This is a genomic window from Pseudomonas sp. Pdm06 (genome assembly GCF_014851795.1).
In the GTDB taxonomy this organism is placed as follows: domain Bacteria; phylum Pseudomonadota; class Gammaproteobacteria; order Pseudomonadales; family Pseudomonadaceae; genus Aquipseudomonas; species Aquipseudomonas fluorescens_AA.
On sequence record NZ_JACVAH010000022.1, the window covers coordinates 47,873 to 69,573 of the forward strand.

Consider the following 21,701-nt stretch of genomic DNA (forward strand, 5'->3'; position numbering starts at 1 on the left):
ACGGCACCGAATTCCTTTAGCCTTGCGAGATATCCCCATGACTCATCGTATTATCATCGTTGGCGGCGGCGCCGGCGGTCTGGAGTTGGCTACCCGTCTGGGTAAGACTCTGGGCAAGCGTGGTACGGCCAGTGTGATGCTGGTCGACGCGAACCTGACCCACATCTGGAAACCCCTGCTGCATGAAGTGGCTGCCGGCTCCCTGAACTCTTCCGAAGACGAACTCAATTACGTTGCCCAGGCAAAATGGAACCATTTCGAGTTCCAGCTTGGGCGCATGAGCGGCCTGGACCGGGAGCGCAAGAGAATCCAGCTGGCCGCCACCTATGACGAGGCGGGCGTCGAGCTGTTGCCGGCTCGGGAATTGGGCTACGACAGCCTGGTGATTGCCGTCGGCAGCACCACCAATGACTTCGGCACCGAAGGCGCGGCGCAGCACTGCCTGTTCCTCGACACGCGCAAGCAGGCCGAGCGCTTCCATCAGCAATTGCTCCACCACTATCTGCGTGCCCACGCCGGACAGACCGATATTGTCGAACGCATCAGCGTCGCCATCGTCGGCGCCGGTGCGACCGGTGTCGAACTGGCGGCCGAGCTGCATAATGCCGCTCACGAACTGCACGCCTATGGCCTGGACCGGATCAAGCCGGAGAACATGCACATCACCCTGATCGAGGCGGGTCCACGGGTCTTGCCAGCGCTGCCGGAGCGTATCGGCGGACCGGTGCACAAGACCCTGGAGAAACTCGGGGTCAACGTCATGACCAACGCTTCCGTCAGCCAAGTGACCGCCGACAGCCTGATTACCGCGGACGGCCAGGTAATCGACGCGAGCCTGAAAGTCTGGGCCGCCGGGATTCGCGCACCGGACTTCCTCAAGGACATCGACGGACTGGAGACCAACCGGATCAACCAGTTGCAAGTGCTGCCGACGCTGCAGACCACTCGCGACGAGAACATCTTCGCCTTCGGCGATTGCGCCGCCTGCCCGCAACCCGGCAGCGATCGCAATGTTCCGCCCCGCGCCCAGGCCGCGCACCAACAGGCCTCGCTGCTGGCCAAATCCCTGAAGCTGCGAATCGAAGGCAAGGCCCTGCCCGACTACAAATACACCGACTACGGCTCGCTGATTTCGCTGTCGCGGTTCTCGGCGGTGGGCAACCTGATGGGCAACCTGACCGGCAGCGTAATGCTCGAAGGCTGGTTGGCGCGGATGTTCTACGTCTCGCTGTACCGCATGCACCAGATGGCGCTGTACGGGATGTTCCGCACGGCCATGCTGATGCTGGGCAGCAAGATCGGGCGCGGGACCGAGCCTAGGCTGAAGTTGCACTGAGGCCTGACTGACGATTGCGCTGGATCAGCAATATCGAGGCTGAATGATCCATCGCCATCGCGAGCAAGCTCGCTCCCACAGTTGATCGCGGTCATCCTGTGGGAGCGAGCTTGCTCGCGATGAGGGCGGCACAGCCAGTGCTTAACCCTCAATCAAACCTGAAACCGCTGCACCATCGTGCGCAGCGAATTCGCCAGTTGCGACAACTCATGGCTGGAGGCACTGGTCTGGTCCGCACCGGAGGCCGAGCGCACCGACAAATCACGAATGTTCACCAGGTTGCGATCCACCTCGCGGGCCACTTGCGCCTGTTCTTCGGCGGCGCTGGCGATGACCAGGTTGCGTTCGTGGATTTCATTGACCGAGGCCGTGATGGTCTGCAGCGCATCCCCTGCCCGCTCCGCCATGGCCAGGGTGCTGGCGGCGCGACTGGAACTGGCCTGCATGGAATCGAGTGCCTGGGTGGCACCGCTGCGCATGCCCTGGACCATTTGCTCGATTTCCTGGGTCGATTGCTGCGTGCGATAAGCCAGCGCCCGGACTTCGTCCGCCACCACCGCAAACCCACGTCCGCTCTCACCCGCCCGGGCCGCTTCAATGGCGGCGTTGAGGGCCAGCAGGTTGGTCTGCTCGGCGATGGCGCGGATCACGTCCAGCACCTTGCCGATATCCTGCGATTGGTTGGCCAACGATTGCACCAGCCCACCCGTCACCTGCACATCGCTGGCAAGGGCGCCGATGGCATCGACCGTGTCGCTGACCCGCTGCTGCCCCAGGGACGCCGATTCACTGGACTGACGCGTGGCATCGGAGGTGGAAACCGCATTGCGCGCGACCTCTTCCACGGCCGTGGTCATTTCAGTGACCGCCGTGGCAGCTTGTTCAATTTCGTTATTCTGTTGTTGCAGGCTGTGGGTGCTGTCGAGCGTGACGGCGTTCAGCTCATCAGCGGCGGTGGCCAGCTGTGCAGCCGAGCCGCTGATGCCCTGCAGGGTTTCCCGCAGGTTCTGCTGCATGGTCGCCAGCGCCTTGAGCAAGCGGCTCACTTCGTCGTTGCCATGGGTCTCGATCGGTCGGGTCAGGTCGCCTCGGGCCACGCTCTCAGCGGCATTCAGCGCCTCGCCCAAGGGTTTGACGATACTGCGGGTGAGCAGCATGGCCAGCACGACCGTGGCCAGGGCCGCGAGCACCACGAACAAGCTGACGATCATCCGGGAGTTGGCGTAGTGCTCCTGGGACTTCTGGCTCTCGATGGACACCTGTTTGGAGAACAACTCCGCCAAGTCATTGAGCTGCTTGCCGGATCCGTCCACCACGGTCTTCATGTCCACCAGCAACAGCTTGATCAGCTCGTCCCGACGCCCCTGCTCCGCCAGGGTGAAGGATTGCGCGATACCGGTACGGTAAGCGGCAAAGGTCTGCTTGAACTGGTCATAGAGGGCCTTGCCTTCAGGCGTGACGACAAGTTTTTCGTAGGCAGCGATTTTTTCGCCCAGTTCTTTGTCACGGGTGTCCATTTGTCCGCGGTACACCGGGATATTCTTCGGGTCCTGGTCCAGGGCCATGCGCAGGGAAATCGTGCGGATACGCAGCATCCACTCGCGAATCTCATCACCTCCACGGATGCTGGGCAGCCATTGGGTTTCCACGGCGACTTCACTGTCACGGATGCTCGACATCTGCCCCAGCGCGAATACCCCGAGCAACGCCACCAGCAAAGCAATCAAGGCAAAACCCAACGCGGCACGCGGGGCAATATTCAACTGACGAAGAACCATAAAGGGTGCCTTTTCTTATTGTTGGCCTGAGGTGGGGCCACGCCCCTGTCGCTGGGTTATCGGCAGGTCGTACGACGACTTAAGTCAGTCCACTTTATTACGGGCAAAAAAAATCCCCGTATCTTTCGATACGAGGATTTTCAATATGGTCGGGGTAAGGGGATTCGAACTCCTGACATCCTGCTCCCAAAGCAGGCGCGCTACCGGACTGCGCTATACCCCGGTAAAAAAAAGGCGACCTTCGCAAGTCGCCTTCTCGATCAGCGCTTTTGGCCTCTGATCTTAAGATTCGATTCCAGCGAACTGGTTTCAAAAATGGTGGGTCGTGTGGGATTCGAACCTACGACCAATTGGTTAAAAGCCAACTGCTCTACCAACTGAGCTAACGACCCAAATATGGTCGGGGTAAGGGGATTCGAACTCCTGACATCCTGCTCCCAAAGCAGGCGCGCTACCGGACTGCGCTATACCCCGATTGAAATGGCTCCGTGACCAGGACTCGAACCTGGGACCCAATGATTAACAGTCATTTGCTCTACCGACTGAGCTATCACGGAACTGATATTTCAAGCTACAACGTTGAAGCTAGCTTCAACCTCTTCTACCCTTACGCATCGCTGCGTTCGTGTGTCTGAGGCGCGCTATTCTACAATCTTCAAAACCTCTGTCAACCCCTTAAATTGCTTTCAAGACAATGATTTGCAACTTATTTTGGATTCCTTCTCAGTGAGAAGTCGCCCTTGGGGTGACGTACTGCGGGGCGCACTTTACAAGCCTTTTCCTTTGAGTTCAACGGCCTGATGAAAAAAATGGCCTTGCAAGGCAAGGCCATTTCCTTCGTCGGCAGAGCCGGCCTTCAGTTGAAGACGATTTCGTCGTTCTCCACCGTACCGGTCACGGTTTCGCCCGGCATGAAGCGACCAGATAGAATCAACTGCGCCAGCGGGTTTTCGATCCAGCGCTGGATCGCTCGTTTGAGCGGCCGCGCGCCATAGACCGGGTCGTAACCCACCGCAATCAGCTTGTCCAAGGCCTCGTCGCTCAATTGCAGCTTGAGCTCGCGCTCGGTGAGACGGCTGCGCAGACGACCCAATTGGATCTCGGTAATGCCGGCAATCTGATCCCGGGCCAACGGCTCGAAGATCACCACCTCGTCGACCCGGTTGATGAATTCCGGGCGGAAGTGGGTAGAGATCGCATCCATCACCGCTGCGCGCTGCGCCTCACGGTCGCCCACCAACTCCTGGATCTGTGTCGAGCCCAGGTTGGAGGTCATCACGATCACCGTGTTGCGGAAGTCCACCGTACGTCCGTGGCTGTCGGTCAGGCGACCATCCTCCAGCACTTGCAGCAGGATATTGAACACATCCGGGTGCGCCTTCTCGACCTCATCGAGCAGGATCACCGAGTACGGCTTGCGACGCACAGCCTCGGTCAGGTAACCGCCCTCTTCATAGCCGACATAACCCGGTGGCGCACCGATCAGCCGTGCCACGGAATGCTTCTCCATGAACTCGGACATGTCGATGCGCACCATGGCCTCTTCCGTGTCGAAGAGGAACTCGGCCAGCGCCTTGCACAGCTCGGTTTTACCGACGCCGGTCGGGCCGAGGAACATGAACGAGCCACTTGGACGATTAGGGTCCGACAACCCGGCGCGGGACCGGCGCACAGCGTTGGAGACCGCAACTACCGCTTCTTCCTGGCCAATCACGCGCTGGTGCAGCAGGCTTTCCATCTTCAGCAGCTTGTCGCGCTCGCCCTCGAGCATTTTCGAGACCGGAATGCCGGTCCACTTGGACACCACCTCGGCGATTTCTTCCTCGGTGACCTTGCTGCGCAGCAACTGGTTTTCGCTCTTGCCGTGCTGGTCGACCATCTGCAGGCTGCGCTCCAGGTCCGGGATCACCCCGTACTGCAGCTCGGCCATGCGGTTGAGGTCGCCTTTGCGGCGAGCCGCTTCCAGTTCCTGGCGGGACTGTTCGATCTTTTGCTGGATCTGCGCCGAACCCTGGACCTCGGCTTTCTCCGAGTTCCAGATTTCCTCGAGGTCGGAATACTCACGCTCGTGACGAACGATTTCTTCCTGCAACCTTTCCAGACGTTTCTTCGCCGCTTCGTCGCTTTCTTTCTTCAGGGCCTGGGACTCGACCTTGAGCTGGATCAGGCGCCGCTCCAGGCGATCCAGCACTTCCGGCTTGGAGTCGATCTCCATGCGGATGCGGCTGGCCGCCTCGTCGATCAGGTCGATGGCCTTGTCCGGCAATTGACGGTCGGTGATGTAGCGGTGGCTGAGCTTGGCCGCGGCGATGATCGCGCCGTCGGTGATCGCCACCTTGTGGTGAACTTCATAGCGTTCTTTAAGGCCGCGCAGGATGGCGATGGTGTCTTCTTCGCTCGGTTCCTCCACCAGCACTTTCTGGAAGCGCCGCTCCAGCGCCGCATCCTTCTCTATATATTGGCGGTACTCGTTGAGCGTGGTCGCGCCGACGCAGTGCAACTCGCCCCGGGCCAACGCAGGCTTGAGCATGTTGCCGGCATCCATCGAACCCTCGCCTTTGCCCGCACCGACCATGGTGTGCAGTTCGTCGATGAACAGGATGATCTGCCCTTCCTGCTTGGACAGTTCATTGAGCAAAGCCTTGAGCCGCTCTTCGAACTCGCCACGGTACTTGGCACCGGCGATCAAGGCCCCCATGTCCAGGGACAACAGGCGCTTGCCCTTGAGGCCGTCCGGCACTTCGCCGTTGATGATGCGCTGGGCCAGGCCCTCGGCGATGGCGGTTTTACCCACGCCTGGCTCACCGATCAGCACCGGGTTGTTCTTGGTGCGGCGTTGCAGCACCTGGATCGTGCGGCGGATTTCATCGTCGCGACCGATCACCGGGTCTAGCTTGCCTTCCTCGGCGCGCTTGGTCAGGTCGACGGTGTATTTGTCCAGCGCCTGGCGTGACTCCTCGTGATTGGCGTCGTTGACCGCTTCGCCGCCACGCAGGTTGTTGATGGCATTTTCCAATGCTTTCTTGCTCACCCCTTGGCCGAGCAGCAGCTTGCCGAGCTTGCTGTTCTCGTCCATGGCGGCGAGCAGCACCAATTCGCTGGAAATGAACTGATCGCCCTTTTGCTGGGCCAGGCGGTCGGCCTGGTTGAGCAGCCGCGCCAGATCCTGGGACATGTTCACGTCACCGGTCGGATTCTGGATCTTGGGTAACTGGTCGAGCTCCTTGGCCAGTTCTTTGCGCAGGCTGTTGACGTCAAAGCCGACCTGCATCAACAGGGGCTTGATGGAGCCGCCCTGCTGTTCGAGCATGGCCTGCATCAAATGCGCCGGTTCGATACCGGGATGGTCCAGGCCGACGGCCAGGGACTGGGCATCGGACAGGGCCAATTGTAATTTGCTGGTTAAACGATCAATACGCATGGGTCACCTTCCTTTTGAGCAGGCCGGACCTAAACACATCCTGAATGAAGAAACCTGCCAGATACCCTTATAGATGTGGTCGATTCTGGAAGTTTCAAGCAGCGCAGCCTTGATGCAGATCAGGGAAGTCTAGCGTTCGATCCAGATCAGCGAGGCAAAGCGACCGGTGCGCGGGTTGCGCCGGTAGGAGAAGAAACGCGGGTCGTTCACGGTGCAGAGGCCACCGCCGTACACCGCGGTGATACCGCGCGCCGCCAGCCGCAAGCGGGCCAACTGATAGATGTCGGCGAGGAACTTGCCGGCATTGGGGCTCGCGGCAAAGGCTTTTACCGCTTCAGGCAGTTGCGCGATGAAGGCTTCACGCACTTCCGGCCCGACTTCGAACGCTTGCGGCCCGATGGCCGGGCCGAGCCAGGCCAGGATTTCATTCGCGGGCACGGCAAGGCTGTCGAGGGTGGCTTCCAGCACACCGTTCGCCAGCCCACGCCAACCGGCATGGGCCGCCGCGACGCGGGTGCCGGCACGGTTGCAGAACAACACCGGCAGGCAATCGGCGGTCATCGCCGTGCAAGCGATACCCGGCGTGGCGGTCCAACTGGCATCGGCGGTCGCCACCTGGGTCGGGTCAGCCTCGACCACGGCAATGCCGTGGACCTGCTGCAGCCAGGCCGGAGTGATGAGGAATTGATCGATGAGACGACGGCGGTTTTCGGCGACGGCCGTGGGGTCGTCGCCCACATGGTCGCCCAGGTTGAGGCTGTCGAACGGCGCCAGGCTGACGCCGCCCTCGCGGGTGGTGACGCAGGCCTTGACCCGGGCCGGCGCGGGCCAGTCGGGTGTCAGCCAGGCACTCATCCGATGAACGCCTCGCGGTCCTGCTTGAGCAACGTCAGCAGCCAGACGAAATCATCCGGCAGCGGCGATTCCCAACTCATGCGTTTGCCGGTCGTCGGATGATCAAGCTCCAGGAAACGCGCGTGCAGTGCCTGGCGCGGGAAATTCTTCAGCGATTCGACCATGGTCTGGCTGGCGGCTGGCGGAATGCGGAAACGACCGCCATAAGCCGGGTCGCCCACCAACGGGAAGTTGATGTGGGCCATGTGCACCCGGATCTGGTGGGTACGACCGGTTTCCAGCTTGACCCGCACGTGGGTGTGGGAACGGAAACGCTCCAGCACACGATAGTGGCTGACCGCCTGCTTGCCACCTTCCATCACCGCCATGCGCTGGCGCTGCTGGCCGTGACGACCGATCGGGGCGTTGATCTTGCCACCGGCGGTGACGACCCCGATCACGATGCATTCATAGATGCGGCTGACACTGCGGCTTTGCAGCTGTGTGACCAGCTGTGTCTGCGCCTGGATGGTCTTGGCCACCACCATCAGGCCGGTGGTGTCCTTGTCCAGGCGATGGACGATGCCGGCACGGGGCACATTGACGATGTCCGGTACGTGGTGCAGCAAGGCGTTGAGCAGCGTGCCGTCGGCATGACCGGCCGCCGGGTGCACCACCAGGCCCGCAGGTTTGTTGATCACCAGGATGTCATCGTCTTCATAGACGATGTCCAGGGCAATGTCCTGGGCGACCCATTCTCCCTGGGCCTCCTGCTCGGCAGTCAGTTCGAGGATGGCACCGCCATGGACGATGTCGCGCGGACGAATCACCGCCCCATCCACAGTCAGGCGGCCGTCCTTGATCCAGGCGGAAAGGCGCGAGCGAGAGTGCTCGGCAAAGAGTTGTGCGGCGACTTGATCGAGGCGTTGGCCGCCCAATTCGGACGGCACCTCTGCGCGAAGTTCTATTTTATCGGACATGCTCGGACTGGGCGTCGGCACAGCCTTTGGTTTCGGCTGCGCGCTTGTGGTTAAATACGGCGTCTTTTGCCCCGAGGCTTTCAACGGGGCGCTCATCATAACAGGACGGCCCCGCCCAAGACAGCGGCCGTCATAGGGACGCAAGCCGCCATGCAAGTGAAACACCTGCTGCTGATCGCCATCCTCGCATTGACTGCTGCTTGCTCGTCGAAGGAAGTCGTAGACGAAAACCTGAGCGAAGTCGAACTGTACCAACAGGCGCAGAACGACCTGGATAACAACAGCTATACCAGCGCCACCGCCAAGCTGAAGGCGCTGGAGTCGCGGTATCCGTTCGGGCGCTACGCCGATCAGGCCCAATTGGAGCTGATCTACGCCAACTACAAGAACGCCGAGCCGGAAGCCGCCAAATCCGCCGCCGAGCGCTTCATTCGTCTGCACCCGCAGCACCCGAACGTCGATTACGCCTATTACCTCAAGGGCCTGACCTCCTTCGACCAGGACGTCGGCCTGCTGGCGCGCTTCCTGCCGCTGGACATGACCAAGCGTGACCCGGGCGCCGCGCGCGACTCCTACAACGAGTTCGCCCAGCTGACCAGCCGCTTCCCCAACAGCCGCTACTCGCCGGACGCCAAGCAGCGCATGATCTACCTGCGCAACCTGCTGGCCTCCTACGAAATCCACGTGGCCGACTACTACCTGACCCGTCAGGCCTACGTCGCCGCCGCCAACCGTGGCCGCTACGTGGTGGAAAACTTCCAGGAAACCCCTTCGGTGGGTGATGGCCTGGCGGTGATGACCGAAGCCTACCAGCGCCTGCACCTGGACGACCTGGCGGCCACCAGCCTGGAAACCCTCAAGTTGAACTACCCGGATCACCCGTCGCTGGTCGATGGCCAGTTCACCCCACGGGTCGACGAAGCGGACAACCGCTCGTGGCTGAGCAAGGCGACCCTGGGCCTGATCGAGTCCCGTCCACCGCTTCCGCCGGGCGAAACCCGCGCCAACCAGGACGTACAGCGTCAGTTCCAGGATGCCAAGGAAGCCATCCCGAACGAACTCAAGCCCAAGGATGAAAATGGCGACGTGATCGAAGAAGAAGAGCCCGAGAACGAGTCCAGCGACCGTTCCTGGTTCAGCTACATGACCTTCGGCGTGTTCGACTGAGGCCAAGGCATCAGTAAAAAGGGAGACCCAGCGGTCTCCCTTTTTTGTGCCTGGGTTTTATTGCGCTGTGCGCCGTTCCAGTCCTTGGCTAAACTGCCTGATCACTCGCCAGAAAGCCGCCTATCATGCTTCGTTTATTGATCTTGTTCGCTGTCGTTGCCGCCGCCATATGGATCTTTCGCGGGGTGAAAAGCGGCCCTCGCGCATCGCGCTCCACCCAGGAACAGGACGCACCGCCCATGGTGCGCTGCGCCCACTGCGGCGTACACCTGCCCCGTGACCGGGCGCTGGCCCTCGAACAACAATGGTATTGCAGCCAGGCTCACCTCGAGCAAGGCCCGGGCAATCGTGAGCGCTGAGGCCTCAAGCCCACGCGTCAAACAGACGCAGCGCCTGCTGCGCCTCTATCACCTGTACCGCCTGAGTATCGGCATCACCCTGGTGCTGCTGATCTCCAGCAACATGGACAACCGCCTGCTGGAGTTCGCCAACGACGACCTGCTGCGCAGCGGCAGTTGGTTGTACCTGGTGCTGAACATCCTGCTGGTGGTGTTCCTTGAGAACACGCGTCGCCCTGCCCGGCTGTTCGGCCTGGCCCTCACCGACGTGCTGTTGCTTTCGTGGCTGTTTTTCGCCGCCGGCGGCGTGCCCAGTGCCATCGGCAACCTGCTCATTGTCTCGGTGGCCATCGGCAACACGCTGCTGCGAGGCCGGATCGGCCTGTTGATCGCGGCCGTTGCCACCCTCGGCATCGTCGGTTCGAGCTTCTTTCTTGGCTTGAGCGACTCGAACCGCCCCAGCAGTTATTTGCAGGCCGGCACCCTCGGGGCACTGTGCTTTGCCGCCGCGCTGCTGGTGCAAGGCCTGACCCGACGCTTGGAAGCCAGCGAAACCCTGGCCGAGCAACGGGCCAGCGAAGTGATCGGCCTGGAAGCGCTCAACGCCCTGATCCTGCAACGCATGCGCACTGGCATCCTGGTGCTTGACCGTGAGCGCCGGGTGCAGCTGGCCAACGAGAGCGCGCTGAACCTGCTGGGCATGCACGATCTGGTCGGCCAGCCGCTCGACGATTACTCCACTGCTCTGGTCGAACGCCTGCAATTGTGGCGAAACAACCCCAGCCTGCGCCCTTCCAGCCTGACCGTTACCGGCACGGGCCTGACCCTGCAACCGAGTTTCATCGCCCTGGGGCATCACGATCAGCAGCAGATCCTGGTGTTCCTTGAAGACCTGGCCCAGGTTGCCCAGCAGGCCCAGCAGTTGAAACTCGCGTCCCTCGGGCGCCTCACCGCCGGTATCGCCCATGAAATCCGCAACCCCTTGGGCGCTATCAGTCACGCGGCGCAATTGCTGCGCGAATCCGAGGAACTGAACGACGCGGATCGGCGTCTGACGCAGATTATTCAAGATCACTCCCAACGAATGAATCGCGTCATTGAAAATGTTCTACAGCTGTCTCGCCGCCAACAAACCACACCCCAGCGCCTCGACCTGCGCACCTGGCTCGACCAATTCGTCCGGCAGGCTCGCGAAAGCATGGCCGAACACCAGCAATTGCACCTGAGCATCGACCCGGGGGACTACACCACGCTGATGGACCCCGACCAGCTCACCCAGGTACTCGACAACCTGCTGCGCAACGCCTGGCGCCACAGCGCAATGGTCCATGAACAGGCCGAGGCCTGGTTGAAACTGTTCATCGACCCCCACAGCCAGCTGTCGACACTGGACATCATCGACAACGGCCCCGGTGTAACGCCCGAGCAGCAGGCGCATTTGTTCGAACCCTTCTTTACCACCAGTAGCCAGGGCACCGGCCTTGGGCTCTATCTGTCCCGTGAGCTGTGCGAAAGCAATCAAGCCCGCCTAGACTTCAAACCACGCCAAGGCGGCGGTTGCTTTCGCATCACCTTTGCTCACGGACGGAAACAGCTTTGAATAATCGCTCACGGCAACGAATCCTGATCGTCGATGACGAACCGGACATCCGCGAACTCCTGGACATCACCCTGGGCCGGATGAAACTCGACACCCGCAGCGCCAAGAACCTTGCCGAGGCCCAAACCCTGCTGACGGGGGATGCCTTCGACCTGTGCCTGACCGACATGCGCCTGCCCGATGGCACCGGCCTGGAACTGGTGCAGCACATCCAGCAACGTTATCCACAGCTTCCCGTAGCGATGATCACCGCCTATGGCAGCCTGGAAACCGCCATCGACGCTCTCAAGGCCGGCGCTTTCGATTTCCTGACCAAACCGGTCGACTTGGGCCGGCTGCGGGAACTGGTCACCAGTGCCCTGCGCCTGCAGCCGGGCGCCACACCGACCAACACCATCGAGCGCTGCCTGCTGGGCGACTCACCGCCAATGCGCAACGTGCGCAAACAGATCGAAAAACTCGCCCGCAGCCAGGCACCGGTGTACATCAGTGGAGAATCAGGCTGTGGCAAGGAACTGGTCGCCCGGCTGATCCACGAACAAGGCCCCCGTGCCAACCAGAGCTTTGTGCCGGTCAACTGTGGGGCGATTCCCACGGAACTGATGGAAAGCGAGTTCTTTGGCCACCGCAAAGGCAGCTTCAGCGGCGCCATCGAAGACAAGCCCGGACTGTTCCAGGCTGCCCATGGCGGGACCTTGTTCCTCGATGAAGTGGCTGACCTGCCCCTGGCGATGCAGGTCAAGCTGTTGCGAGCCATCCAGGAAAAGGCCGTGCGCGCCGTGGGCGGCCAGCAGGAAGAAGTGGTGGATGTGCGAATCCTCTGTGCCACCCACAAGGACCTGGACGGCGAAGTGGCCGCCGGGCGCTTTCGTCAGGATCTGTATTACCGGCTGAATGTCATCGAATTGCGCGTCCCGCCCTTGCGCGAACGCCGCGAAGACATCGAACCGCTGGCCAATCACATGCTTCAGCGGCTGGCCAGCAGCACCGGCAGCCCGGCGGCCAAGCTACATCCACAAGCCCTGGAAGCCCTGCAAAACTACCGTTTCCCGGGCAATGTGCGGGAGCTGGAGAACATGCTCGAACGGGCCTACACCCTGTGCGAACAACAGCTGATCGAAGCCGACGACCTGCGCCTGGCCGAGGGCAATGCCAGCTCTGAGGCGGGCAACCCCGACTTGATGCAGGTCGACAACTTGGAAGACTACCTCGAAGACGTCGAACGTAAACTCATCCTCCAAGCCCTGGAGGAAACCCGCTGGAACCGCACGGCTGCGGCGCAACGGCTGAAGTTGTCGTTTCGGTCGATGCGGTATCGGTTGAAGAAGTTGGGGCTGGATTAAAGCGCGGTCCTCAAGCCCCTACTTAACCTGTGGCGAGGGCGCTTGCTCCCGCTGGGCTGCGAAGCGGCCCCCGACCTGACACCTTGGTGTATCAGGTTGATCGAGGCGCTGCTTTTGGGGCTGCTGCGCAACCCAGCGGGAGCAAGCGCCCTCGCCACAGCTCTCTAGCCCTCCGGCACGGGTACCCGCTCGTCCAGCACACGATTGGCCAATAATTCGCTCAGCTCAATCAACTGCTGTACCCCCAAGGCAACATGCCGTCGCGAGCCTTCAAGTTCGAAGGCCAGGTCGCTGATCGTTGCGTTGGCGGAGGCCAGGGTTTCGCTGAGGTTGGCGAGGAGACATTCGGTGTCGATGCCGTCCACGACGGTGAATAGCTGGTTTGAGGTGGGTTTCTTTTTGGCTTCGGGCTTTGGGCCAAGGTAATAGTCGAGGGCGCGTTTGGCGGCTTCATCAAGCCCTTTTGGGTTAAGGCTGGAGTCAGGAGAAGCGTTATTGGTTTCTGAAGGTGGTAGGGGTTTGTCACTCATTGCGGTACTCCAAAGAGGGAATGGATTACCAAGTTTTTCGGGCCGCGACGCCCGGACGCTGAATTGGCAGCGACCGGGAAAGGTTAGCCAGAGTTCTTCCCACCCGGCAACCGCCAGAACTCGTCGGAAAATTCTTTTTGAATCAAATTTTTGTCCGACCATTCCCACAAAAGCCTGGTTGACTGTGAGGGTGGTGTGTATATCCGTTTCTGCGGTTACGGCCGCTGGCGGTTCCGCCCTTACGGCGGCTCACTTTTGAGAAGCGCAAAAGTAAGCAAAACGCTACATGCCCCCCACCACTTGGCACCTCGCTTTGGCTCGGTGTGCCCTCACTCCGGCATTACTCCGTGGGCCCGCCGCGAAGGGCCATCCATGGCCCAGCGCGGCTATCCCGGCATCCATGCCGGGATGCCCACTACGCAATACCTGCGTTCGGCCATCGTGGTTAACGGGGCTCCGAGATCAACGTCCACCGCGAGGCGGCCTGATAGCCGACCTGGTTCTGGGTGATCGCGTTTCTCCTGTGGGAGCGGGCTTGCTCGCGAAGAGGCCGGAGCATTCAACATATTCATCGACTGTGCCATCGCCTTCGCGAGCAAGCTCGCACACATTGGGTCGGTGACGATCTACAGATTTTCGGCCACTGCAAATCCCTCTGGGAGCAAAGCTTGCTCGCGATGGCGGTGGATCAGCTTGCATCAGCGTTGGATGTACCATCGCCTTCGCGAGCAAGCTCGCTCCCACACTGGATCGGGAACGATCTACAGATTTGCGGCCACTGCAAATCCCTCTGGGAGCAAAGCTTGCTCGCGATGGCGGTGGATCAGCTTGCATCAGCGTTGGATGTACCATCGCCTTCGCGAGCAAGCTCGCTCCCACACGGGATCGGGAACGATCTACAGATTTGCGGCCACTGCAAATCCCTGTGGGAGCAAAGCTTGCTCGCGATGGCGGTGGATCAGCTTGCATCAGCGTTGGATGTACCGCCGTCTTCGCGAGCAAGCTTTGCTCCCACAGATCTGACAGGTGTACGAGCGGGAGAGCCAGGCCGGCTGTCAGGCCGCCTCGCTTTTGATCTTGATCTTGATCTTGATCTGGGGCGCCCCGTTAACCACGCTGGCCGAACGCAGGCATTGTGGAGTGGGCATCCCGGCATGGATGCCGGGATAGCCGCGCTGGGCCATGGATGGCCCTTCGCGGCGGCCCACGGAGCAATGCCTGCGTTCGGGCATGCCGAGCCTAGGCGAGGTGCCGAGTGGTGGGGCTAAAGCGTTTTGCTTACTTTTGCGCTTCTCAAAAGTGAGCCGCCGTCAGGGCGGAACCCTAAGTGGCCGTTACCGCAGGAATGGATATGTACTCGGCCAACAAAACCCCGGCCGGCTTTAAGGCCGCCTCGTCACTAAAACTCCCAAGCCAAAGCCGGACCTTACAAGCGCCCAGCCGGCGCATACGGCACAGGATCGATCACCGGCTCACGCCCCAACATCAGATCCGTAAACAACTGACACGACGCCGGCGCCAACACCAGTCCATTACGATAATGCCCACAGTTCAACCACAACCCAGCAACCCCCGGCACCTCGCCGATATAGGGAACACCTTCAGGCGAGCCAGGCCGCAACCCGGCCCAATGCCCCACCACCTCTGCACCCGCCAGCGCCGGAATCAGTTGCTGCGCCGAAGTCTTCAGGCTCTCCAACGCAACCTCGGTCGGGGTCTTGTCGAAACCTTCACGCTCCAGCGTACTGCCAACCAGAATGTGCCCATCACGACGCGGGATCGCATAACGCCCCTTGGCCAGCACCATACTCGACAAAAAGTCCGACGCGCATTTGTACAGAATCATCTGGCCCTTGACCGGCTCGACCGGCAACTTCAGCCCCAGCGTCTTGAGCAGTTCACCACTCCAGGCTCCCGCCGCCAGCACCACCTGATCGCCACGCATCGGTCCCGCCGAACTGTCCACCCCCACGACACGCCCGCCATCGCGGATGAACCCGCTGACCTCGCAATGTTCATGAAGCGTGACATTGGGCAACGCCTGCAACGCCGCCTTGAGGGATTTCACCAGCCGAGGGTTACGCACGTTGGCCACGCCAGCCATGTAGATCGCCCGGGAAAAACCCGCACCCAGCACCGGCACGGCGTCGTGGACCGTCGAGATATCCACAGCCCGCAGCGGGCGCCCTTCCCGCTCGGCCCAGGCCAGCGCTTCGTCCTGGTCGTCCAGGTCCAGCCAATACAGCCCGGTCACGTGCACTTGAGGATCGATCCCGGTGGCCGCGAACAAACGCTCACCCAGCTGTGGATAAAAATCCTGCGACCAATGGGCCAGCGCCGTGACCGCCGGGCTGTAGCGCCACGGGTACAACGGCGAAACGATGCCGCCGCCGGCCCAGGACGATTCCTGGCCGACATTGGAGCGGTCCAGCAGCACCACACGTTGCCCTTCGGACGCCAGATTGAACGCCGTCAGCAGGCCAATGACTCCGCCACCGACGATCACCACTTGCTGTTGCCTGGTCATGTTCTGATTCGACTCACTAAAACAAAGGGCGCAAAAGCGCGCCCGGATGAAAGAAACTCAGCGCCCCCAACAATCCTTGGTGGTCAGCCCCGCAGTGGCGTTGAGCATGCTGCGTACGCCGGTATTGTTGAGGGTGAAATCACCGCACTTGTCCGTGGCCATGGACGAACCGCTCTTGCGTACGGCGGTCAGGGTGAAACTCTGGTCCGCCAGCGTCTGGGTAATGGTGTAGAAATCGTTGCCGCTGCTCAGCCCGGTTGCATTGGTGTAGACGTTGTTCTTCGAGTAGTAGCGCTCGAGAATCTGCGCCTGCTCGGATAAGAGCCCGGCAATTTCAGTGCGTCGGCCCTTCTTCATGTATTCGGTCAGGCTCGGATAGCCGACGGTGATCACAATACCGATGATCGCGATCACGATCATGATTTCGATCAAGGTGAAACCCCGGTTGGATCTGCGCATGCCTTGCCCTCATTGTATTTGCCGCCACATGATGCGGCGGCTGCCGCCGACGGTTTTGCCCAGCAGGTCAGTGATACCGCCACTGGAATCGTTCACGATCATATTGGTGGCCCCATTGGCGCTGACGACGGCGCTCAGGGTCGGAATACCGCCGGTGAACACCACGCCGGCGGAAATCGTATCGAGGCTGGTGAGCGAACCATCGTTGTTGGTATCGAGTACCGCATAGTTGAGCATCTTACCGTTGAATGCATCCAATTCGATCAGTTTGCCGGTACCGAAGCTGGCGCAAGGGTCGGTGGTGTCTACGGCGGCAGTGGTAAAGATCACGCGCCCGAGCACCAGGTTGGCCGGGTTGATGACCCGCTCCCCAGTCAGCACATTGTTGTACACCAAAGGCAGGTACCAGCCCTTCTTCGCAGGGTACGTCACGTCGGTCTGGCTGGTGGTCACGAACTGCCCGGTGCTGCCTGAAAACACCCCAGTGATCGACTGGGCCTGCAGGCTCGAGACGGTGATTTGCCCCCCGCCGCCAGTGGCGTCCCAGATCGAATAGAACGCTTGCAGATCCTTGTTCAGCTTGTCTGCCGCTTCGTTGAACTTACCGGTACCGAAAAAAACCTGGGTGCCGCCCTGGGGATTGTCTGCCAGCAGAGGCTGCACGGTGATCGGCTGGGTCGCGCCGCCGGGGGCGGTGAACAACGGCTGGCCGGCGAACGCCAGGCCCCATGCGGTGGGCGAGGTGCCGCTGAGGTCGAACTTCCACATCCGCCCCTTCAAGTCACCACCATACGCGGCCTGCACCACATTCTGGGAGTTGACCCGCAACTTGACTGACGACAGGCCGTTATCGGTCTCACTGCTGTTGATGACGATTTTGCGGATCAGCGAACCGTCACGGATATCCACGACGTACAACGCCGCCACGCCGCTGGTGCTGCCATAGCCGTTGGCGATGAACGCCGCCCAGCGACCGTCCGCCAGGCGCGCGACTTCGGGGCGTGCGTAGGCGTAGCCCAGGTCATTGAAGGCGTTGGCGGTGTTGGCAACGGTTGGCGCGCTGATTTCCCACAGCGCCCGAAACGCGTTGCCCGCCGCCGCATCGAACAACTGCACCGCGAAAAACGTCTTGCCGCCGGCACCCGTGCCGCCCAGGGCCACGGTCTTCCAGGCGCTCCCCGATTGCACGTCGTATACACCGACCTGTCCATCCACCAGGAACTTGTGGCTCACGCCGTTGATGTAGCTGGTGTCGGCGATGTCCTGCAACGAGGGCAGCACGTTCGAAGGCATGTAGGCGTAACGCCGCGTGCCGTTTGCACTGTTGATGACACTGAAAAAACCATCGTTGCCGTTCACCACCAGGCTGGCGCTCATGTTCGTCGCCTTGGTCGCCAGGTAGGTGCTATAGCTGGTGTCGTTGAGCAGGTCCGCAGCGGTCTGGTCATTGGGCGATGCCAGCACCAACGGCGAGTTGATGATGTCCCCCAGCAACGCGCTGCGCACCTTCAGGCCGGTTTTATTGACGCCCTTGCTCCACTCCACCAGGTCATTGCCGGTGATCCCCGTGGGCAGGTTCTGGCTGAGGCTGGTTTGCTGGGCCGGCGAAAAGTTGCCGTAGGCCAGGGTCACCGGCACGTTGGTCGCGGTGTTCCAGGACTGATAGATCGGAGCGGTGGCGCCGGGCACGATGGCGGTATCGGTGGTCCATTGCACCGCGGCTGTGTTGACCGTGCCCGCCGAGGTAAAGCCAAACGCCCGGATGGTGCCGCGCCAGTCCTTGGGGTCATACGTGGTCTGGTAGTAGCTGGAGGTGCTCGACAATGTGGCGGCGTTGGTGGTGCCGCCGCCCCCGGAGCCAGCCTTGGAAGTGATGTCGCTCAGGGCAGAGGCCAACGCCGAGTTCAGGCCTTCGCTGTCGGTCGCCTGGTAATACTTGCCGGCACCATAGCGGGCGGCGTCTGACAACATCGGGTTGGCGGCGGTAAAACCTACGGTATAGGTATTGAGGTATTGCCGGGGAAAATCCGTGGCGTTCCAGCTCTTGCCGGTGGCGTCGGTGCCGGTGGAGCGCATGTCGATGTCGAAGGCGAACTTGGCGATGTCGTCCAGGTACAGCGTGTCGCCCTCGCCATCACCATTGAGATCATCGCCATCGTTATTGATGCCATCCCAATTCGGCAACCGGGCCAAGCCCAGCGAGTCGTTGGTGGGAAACGTCCGGTCATAGGTGGGCAAGCCGTCGGTGATCACCACGCCGAAATTCTTCTGGCAACGGTACTGGATCGGGCTGGTGTAGGTGGCAGGCGTGCTGTTGTGGTACGGCGCCATGCCCCTGAAGTAGCGGGTGACCTCGTAGTAGCTCTCGGCCAACGGGGTATTGGCCACCGCACCCAGGCCGTTGATGGCGTTGATCAGCGCGTTGTAGTTGCTGTTGGCTTGGGTCTGGGTCACGCTGCCGCTGACCGGTGACAGATCGCTGATGGCGCGCGCGATATATCCCCCGGGGCCGGAGTTACTGCTGTTCGGCGGGTTGAAGGTAGCAAGGCCGATACGTAGGGCGCGGTTGCTGGCGACCAAGTCGTTGGAAACGTCCCGCGCCACGTTGATACGGTAGTCGGTGGGGATGGAGCCGGTGGTGAAGTCCCGGTTCGAGCCATTGGCGAGGGTCAACAGGTACGCCAGGTATTTGGTGGTATAGCGCGTGTTGCCGTCACCCACCGGGTCTGGCAATCGCAGGCAAACACGTGACAGGACGCCCCGGTAAAAGCCATACCAGCCATTGGAGCAACCACCACGGAACAGACTTGCCAGCAAGACGTTGCCATCGTCTGGATCGAGAGATGTTCCACCGAAGCAGCTGTTGCTGGAATTGCAATTGAGAACCGCCGGCCGCGAGACATTGGGATCAAACCCCGCCGCCCAGATAATGTTGTTCATGCTCCCCGAATCATCGATCAGCAGCATCACGTTCGGCGTGACGGCCGCCGCACTCAGCAACGGCGAATCCGAAGGCGTGAACGCATAGGCCGGCGCCGCCAGGTAAAGGCTGAGCAACGCCCCCCACAGCACCTGCCTCCAACTAGCGCGCACCTCAGTACTTCGCATAAATGCTCTCCACCACGCTGCGCTGGTTATTCCCCACCACCGCCACCGCCGTGATCCGGTACAGCGTCGCCGACGTATTGACCGGCACGTTGACCGCCGTGAGCGTCGTGCCGATGTTCTGCACACCATAAAACCCACCGGCGGCGGCAACCCAGAGCACCCCCGACGACGAATTGCGCCCTGCCCCCGTCAGCGTCGCCGACTCGGCCGGCGGCGCGCACTGGGTCGTGGTGGTACACACCGGCAATGAATAGGTTTCGACCTGCACCGCGCTTTCCCCCACCCTCAGCGCCGCCTCGGCCACCTGGAACGATTGGTTGCGCTGCATGACGCTGCTGGTCATTTTTTCCTGGAGGGTGGCGCTCTGCATCGATGACAGACCGATCAGCGTCAGCAGCAACAGGAAAACCAGGCTGACCAGCAATGCCATGCCCCGCTGGCGGTGCGCCTGCCCCATCGAAGTCATCTCCTTCATAGCAACCGGTTGCGCAAGGCGGCAACCACGTTGAAGGTCTGCTCGCGCACTGCGTTCCTCGGATCAAAAAGTGTCAGGGTCAGGCGCACGCTGCGGATCAGTGCCGGGTCCGCCGGATTGCTGGTATAGCTCGACGCCGCGATGTCCGTCGCGCTACCGGCCACGCCGAACGTCACGTCGAACGCTCGCACGTTGTCCACCAGCACCGACAAGGTCGGGTTACCGGCGCCGCTGCCCAGCAGCAATTGGTTGTTGTTGAAGCTGTAGATCAGTCGGCGGATCGGGAAGGCCAACTGCCCCGCCGCCGGTAGCCGTGCGTTGGTATAGGCCGTCGCCGAGGTGCGGCAATCGGAGACGACGGTCCAGGTTGGAGCGCTACCGCCACTCCCTACGTCGGCGGTAACCAGGGTCAATCTGCGGTTGGCGTTATCCCAGCGGATCGGGGTGATCTGGCTGGCATTGAAGTCATTGGCCGTGGAAGCATCGGTAATGGTCCCCAGGCAACCGAACATGCCCACCATGCGAATCTCCTGGACCATTTTACTCAGGACGAACCGGGCGTCCTCCTGCATCACCGCCGCCGCACTTTGGCTGATGTAGGTGTTCTTGGCGGCGATGAAAATCTGCACGACACCCAGGATGACGATCAGGCTGAGCACCAGGGCAATCATCAATTCAATCAGGCCGAATCCCCGGCAACGCCTGTTCATGGCGGCGTCCCCGGCGGATCGACAGCGACCCGGCTGGTCAGCACGAAGCTGCGCCGCGCCTCGGCCGCGTTGGTGGTGTTGGCGGCCCGGGCGTCGTCCCAGGCAATGGTGATGGTGTAGACCCGCTGGTTCAGGGCAATGGTACCGGTGGCCGTGGCACCGCCGAAGGCGATGATGTTGGTCTTGAAATCGTAGAGGTCCTGGTCCCGGGCCACGTTGAGGTTCGGCGAGCTGGGCGGTGTGACGGTGTAGTCGGCACCGGAGTTGGCGCGAATGCGGTCCAGCAGGTCGTAGGCAATGAAGCTGGCCTGGCTCGTCATGCGCGAACTGTCGGTGTACTTGAGCGCGTTGAGCTGGATCATCGCCGCCCCCAGCAAGCCAACACCGAGAATCAGCACCGCCACCAGCACCTCGATCAGCGTCATGCCCTCCTGTGCCCTTTTACTGCAATCCTTCATCCGCAACTTCCACCCGATACGATTCTTCCATTAAGGCAGACACTCAGCGTCCTGCTCTGCGCCCCTCGTACATAATTGAAACTCACCGGCGTGGCCGGTGCCGATAACCCGCCGAGGTTGTTGAAATCGATGTTGTTCACCGTTGAGGTTAGCGTCAGAGTCGCGCCACTGCTCATCGCTGGAACAACCCGCAATACATTGGCCGGCGTGCCAGTACTGTCATACACCGTCAGTTCGCCGCTCCAGACGCTGCCCTCGGCCGTGGGGCGGATGCGCGTGGTGATGCCACGGTCGATCGCCTCCAGCCGGGCAAAGTTCAGCGCCCGGCGCAAGTCGTCAACCTCAGTGTCGGCCTTGGTGCTCTGCAGCGAGCCGGTGAATGACGGCACCGCCATGGTAATCAGGATCAGCAGTACGCCAAGGGCCACCAGCACCTCGATCAGCGTGAAACCTTTTGTACGAAGATCCATCGGTGCCCTCCGTTGCCGTCGGCTATACCTGCTTCTACACGCTAGAACAAACCACCGCCTGTGGCGAGGGAGCTTGCTCCCGCTCGGGCGCGTAGCGACCGCTATTTTGGGGCTGCTGCGCAGCCCAGCGGGGGCAAGCTCCCTCGCCACAGCATGCTTGCTGCCAC

The 21,701-nt window shown here is 61.4% G+C and carries 18 protein-coding genes, 4 tRNA genes and 1 pseudogene; 5 read left to right on the top strand and 18 right to left on the bottom strand.

All coding sequences use genetic code 11. The features are described from left to right. Nucleotides 1-37 precede the first annotated feature (37 nt). The gene (locus IB266_RS28020; protein ID WP_192263746.1) at nucleotides 38-1,336 is read left to right on the top strand and encodes an NAD(P)/FAD-dependent oxidoreductase; all 1,299 of its coding nucleotides are present in this window, start codon (nucleotides 38-40) and stop codon (nucleotides 1,334-1,336) included. 152 nt (nucleotides 1,337-1,488) lie between these two features. Here the strand turns inward: IB266_RS28020 and IB266_RS31305 are convergent, their stop codons facing one another. The 9 genes and pseudogenes from IB266_RS31305 to rluD form a co-directional block, all read right to left on the bottom strand. Then, nucleotides 1,489-2,352: a methyl-accepting chemotaxis protein gene (locus IB266_RS31305; RefSeq protein ID WP_371915892.1), complete on the bottom strand. Its 864-nt coding sequence runs from the start codon at nucleotides 2,350-2,352 to the stop codon at nucleotides 1,489-1,491. Continuing rightward, nucleotides 2,344-3,114: pseudogene (locus IB266_RS31310) on the bottom strand (MCP four helix bundle domain-containing protein); the annotation flags it as partial. The gene IB266_RS31305 and the pseudogene IB266_RS31310, both read right to left, overlap by 9 nt. Before the next feature lie 146 nt (nucleotides 3,115-3,260). Continuing rightward, nucleotides 3,261-3,337, bottom strand: a tRNA-Pro gene (locus IB266_RS28030). Between the two features lie 93 nt (nucleotides 3,338-3,430). Beyond that, nucleotides 3,431-3,506, bottom strand: a tRNA-Lys gene (locus IB266_RS28035). A 5-nt stretch (nucleotides 3,507-3,511) separates the two neighbouring features. Then, a tRNA-Pro gene (locus IB266_RS28040) sits at nucleotides 3,512-3,588 on the bottom strand. A 7-nt stretch (nucleotides 3,589-3,595) separates the two neighbouring features. Further along, nucleotides 3,596-3,671, bottom strand: a tRNA-Asn gene (locus IB266_RS28045). 299 nt (nucleotides 3,672-3,970) lie between these two features. Next, nucleotides 3,971-6,535: an ATP-dependent chaperone ClpB gene (clpB, locus tag IB266_RS28050; RefSeq protein WP_053125348.1), complete on the bottom strand. Its 2,565-nt coding sequence runs from the start codon at nucleotides 6,533-6,535 to the stop codon at nucleotides 3,971-3,973. A gap of 129 nt (nucleotides 6,536-6,664) precedes the next feature. After that, nucleotides 6,665-7,390, bottom strand: coding sequence for a peptidoglycan editing factor PgeF (pgeF, locus tag IB266_RS28055; RefSeq protein ID WP_192263752.1), 726 nt, complete (start codon nucleotides 7,388-7,390; stop codon nucleotides 6,665-6,667). After that, nucleotides 7,387-8,349 carry a 23S rRNA pseudouridine(1911/1915/1917) synthase RluD gene (gene rluD, locus IB266_RS28060; protein ID WP_192263756.1) on the bottom strand — a complete coding sequence of 321 codons (963 nt, stop codon included), beginning with the start codon at nucleotides 8,347-8,349 and terminating at the stop codon, nucleotides 7,387-7,389. Before rluD ends, pgeF begins: the two co-directional genes overlap by 4 nt. 150 nt (nucleotides 8,350-8,499) lie before the next feature. On the opposite strand from rluD, the gene IB266_RS28065 reads away from it, so the two are divergent. The 4 genes from IB266_RS28065 to IB266_RS28080 all read left to right on the top strand — a co-directional run bounded on the left by IB266_RS28065 (nucleotide 8,500) and on the right by IB266_RS28080 (nucleotide 12,797). After that, nucleotides 8,500-9,516 carry an outer membrane protein assembly factor BamD gene (locus IB266_RS28065; RefSeq protein ID WP_046065043.1) on the top strand — a complete coding sequence of 339 codons (1,017 nt, stop codon included), beginning with the start codon at nucleotides 8,500-8,502 and terminating at the stop codon, nucleotides 9,514-9,516. 125 nt (nucleotides 9,517-9,641) lie between these two features. After that, on the top strand, nucleotides 9,642-9,875 hold the full coding sequence (locus tag IB266_RS28070) for a PP0621 family protein (RefSeq protein WP_192263759.1): 234 nt from the start codon (nucleotides 9,642-9,644) through the stop codon (nucleotides 9,873-9,875). Further along, nucleotides 9,865-11,454, top strand: coding sequence for a two-component system sensor histidine kinase NtrB (locus tag IB266_RS28075; protein WP_192263762.1), 1,590 nt, complete (start codon nucleotides 9,865-9,867; stop codon nucleotides 11,452-11,454). The genes IB266_RS28070 and IB266_RS28075 overlap by 11 nt, the downstream gene beginning before the upstream one ends. Continuing rightward, nucleotides 11,451-12,797 (top strand): sigma-54-dependent transcriptional regulator, encoded by a 1,347-nt coding sequence (locus IB266_RS28080; protein ID WP_192263765.1) that lies wholly within the window; start codon nucleotides 11,451-11,453, stop codon nucleotides 12,795-12,797. Before IB266_RS28075 ends, IB266_RS28080 begins: the two co-directional genes overlap by 4 nt. Nucleotides 12,798-12,961: 164 nt before the next feature. Here IB266_RS28080 and IB266_RS28085 read toward each other — a convergent pair whose 3' ends face one another. The 9 genes from IB266_RS28085 to IB266_RS28125 all read right to left on the bottom strand — a co-directional run bounded on the left by IB266_RS28085 (nucleotide 12,962) and on the right by IB266_RS28125 (nucleotide 21,534). Further along, nucleotides 12,962-13,327, bottom strand: coding sequence for a DUF6124 family protein (locus IB266_RS28085; RefSeq protein WP_192263768.1), 366 nt, complete (start codon nucleotides 13,325-13,327; stop codon nucleotides 12,962-12,964). Nucleotides 13,328-14,382: 1,055 nt separating this feature from the next. After that, on the bottom strand, nucleotides 14,383-14,559 hold the full coding sequence (locus IB266_RS28090; RefSeq protein ID WP_192263840.1) for a hypothetical protein: 177 nt from the start codon (nucleotides 14,557-14,559) through the stop codon (nucleotides 14,383-14,385). Between the two features lie 194 nt (nucleotides 14,560-14,753). Continuing rightward, the gene (gene thiO / locus IB266_RS28095; protein WP_192263771.1) at nucleotides 14,754-15,854 is read right to left on the bottom strand and encodes a glycine oxidase ThiO; all 1,101 of its coding nucleotides are present in this window, start codon (nucleotides 15,852-15,854) and stop codon (nucleotides 14,754-14,756) included. 57 nt (nucleotides 15,855-15,911) lie between these two features. Continuing rightward, nucleotides 15,912-16,313, bottom strand: coding sequence for a type IV pilin protein (locus tag IB266_RS28100; protein ID WP_092172437.1), 402 nt, complete (start codon nucleotides 16,311-16,313; stop codon nucleotides 15,912-15,914). A 9-nt stretch (nucleotides 16,314-16,322) separates the two neighbouring features. Then, nucleotides 16,323-19,421, bottom strand: coding sequence for a pilus assembly protein (locus IB266_RS28105; protein ID WP_192263774.1), 3,099 nt, complete (start codon nucleotides 19,419-19,421; stop codon nucleotides 16,323-16,325). Beyond that, nucleotides 19,408-19,878: a PilX N-terminal domain-containing pilus assembly protein gene (locus tag IB266_RS28110; RefSeq protein ID WP_192263778.1), complete on the bottom strand. Its 471-nt coding sequence runs from the start codon at nucleotides 19,876-19,878 to the stop codon at nucleotides 19,408-19,410. The genes IB266_RS28105 and IB266_RS28110 overlap by 14 nt, the downstream gene beginning before the upstream one ends. Before the next feature lie 14 nt (nucleotides 19,879-19,892). Beyond that, nucleotides 19,893-20,606, bottom strand: a complete 714-nt coding sequence (locus tag IB266_RS28115) for a PilW family protein (RefSeq protein ID WP_192263781.1) — start codon at nucleotides 20,604-20,606, stop codon at nucleotides 19,893-19,895. Then, a complete protein-coding gene (pilV, locus tag IB266_RS28120; protein WP_060740562.1) occupies nucleotides 20,603-21,064 on the bottom strand; it encodes a type IV pilus modification protein PilV in 462 nt (153 codons plus the stop codon). Before pilV ends, IB266_RS28115 begins: the two co-directional genes overlap by 4 nt. Continuing rightward, nucleotides 21,061-21,534 carry a GspH/FimT family pseudopilin gene (locus IB266_RS28125; RefSeq protein WP_192263784.1) on the bottom strand — a complete coding sequence of 158 codons (474 nt, stop codon included), beginning with the start codon at nucleotides 21,532-21,534 and terminating at the stop codon, nucleotides 21,061-21,063. The genes pilV and IB266_RS28125 overlap by 4 nt, the downstream gene beginning before the upstream one ends. Nucleotides 21,535-21,701 lie beyond the last annotated feature (167 nt).

Bases quoted from the DNA above. Each gene is read 5' to 3' on its own strand.
- IB266_RS28020 (WP_192263746.1), top strand. From the start codon at position 38: ATGACTCATCGTATTATCATCGTTGGCGGCGGCGCCGGCGGTCTGGAG.
- IB266_RS31305 (WP_371915892.1), bottom strand. From the start codon at position 2,352: ATGCAGCAGAACCTGCGGGAAACCCTGCAGGGCATCAGCGGCTCGGCT.
- clpB (WP_053125348.1), bottom strand. From the start codon at position 6,535: ATGCGTATTGATCGTTTAACCAGCAAATTACAATTGGCCCTGTCCGAT.
- pgeF (WP_192263752.1), bottom strand. From the start codon at position 7,390: ATGAGTGCCTGGCTGACACCCGACTGGCCCGCGCCGGCCCGGGTCAAG.
- rluD (WP_192263756.1), bottom strand. From the start codon at position 8,349: ATGTCCGATAAAATAGAACTTCGCGCAGAGGTGCCGTCCGAATTGGGC.
- IB266_RS28065 (WP_046065043.1), top strand. From the start codon at position 8,500: ATGCAAGTGAAACACCTGCTGCTGATCGCCATCCTCGCATTGACTGCT.
- IB266_RS28070 (WP_192263759.1), top strand. From the start codon at position 9,642: ATGCTTCGTTTATTGATCTTGTTCGCTGTCGTTGCCGCCGCCATATGG.
- IB266_RS28085 (WP_192263768.1), bottom strand. From the start codon at position 13,327: ATGAGTGACAAACCCCTACCACCTTCAGAAACCAATAACGCTTCTCCT.
- IB266_RS28090 (WP_192263840.1), bottom strand. From the start codon at position 14,559: ATGCCCGAACGCAGGCATTGCTCCGTGGGCCGCCGCGAAGGGCCATCC.
- thiO (WP_192263771.1), bottom strand. From the start codon at position 15,854: ATGACCAGGCAACAGCAAGTGGTGATCGTCGGTGGCGGAGTCATTGGC.
- IB266_RS28100 (WP_092172437.1), bottom strand. From the start codon at position 16,313: ATGCGCAGATCCAACCGGGGTTTCACCTTGATCGAAATCATGATCGTG.
- IB266_RS28105 (WP_192263774.1), bottom strand. From the start codon at position 19,421: ATGCGAAGTACTGAGGTGCGCGCTAGTTGGAGGCAGGTGCTGTGGGGG.
- IB266_RS28110 (WP_192263778.1), bottom strand. From the start codon at position 19,878: ATGGGGCAGGCGCACCGCCAGCGGGGCATGGCATTGCTGGTCAGCCTG.
- IB266_RS28115 (WP_192263781.1), bottom strand. From the start codon at position 20,606: ATGAACAGGCGTTGCCGGGGATTCGGCCTGATTGAATTGATGATTGCC.
- pilV (WP_060740562.1), bottom strand. From the start codon at position 21,064: ATGAAGGATTGCAGTAAAAGGGCACAGGAGGGCATGACGCTGATCGAG.
- IB266_RS28125 (WP_192263784.1), bottom strand. From the start codon at position 21,534: ATGGATCTTCGTACAAAAGGTTTCACGCTGATCGAGGTGCTGGTGGCC.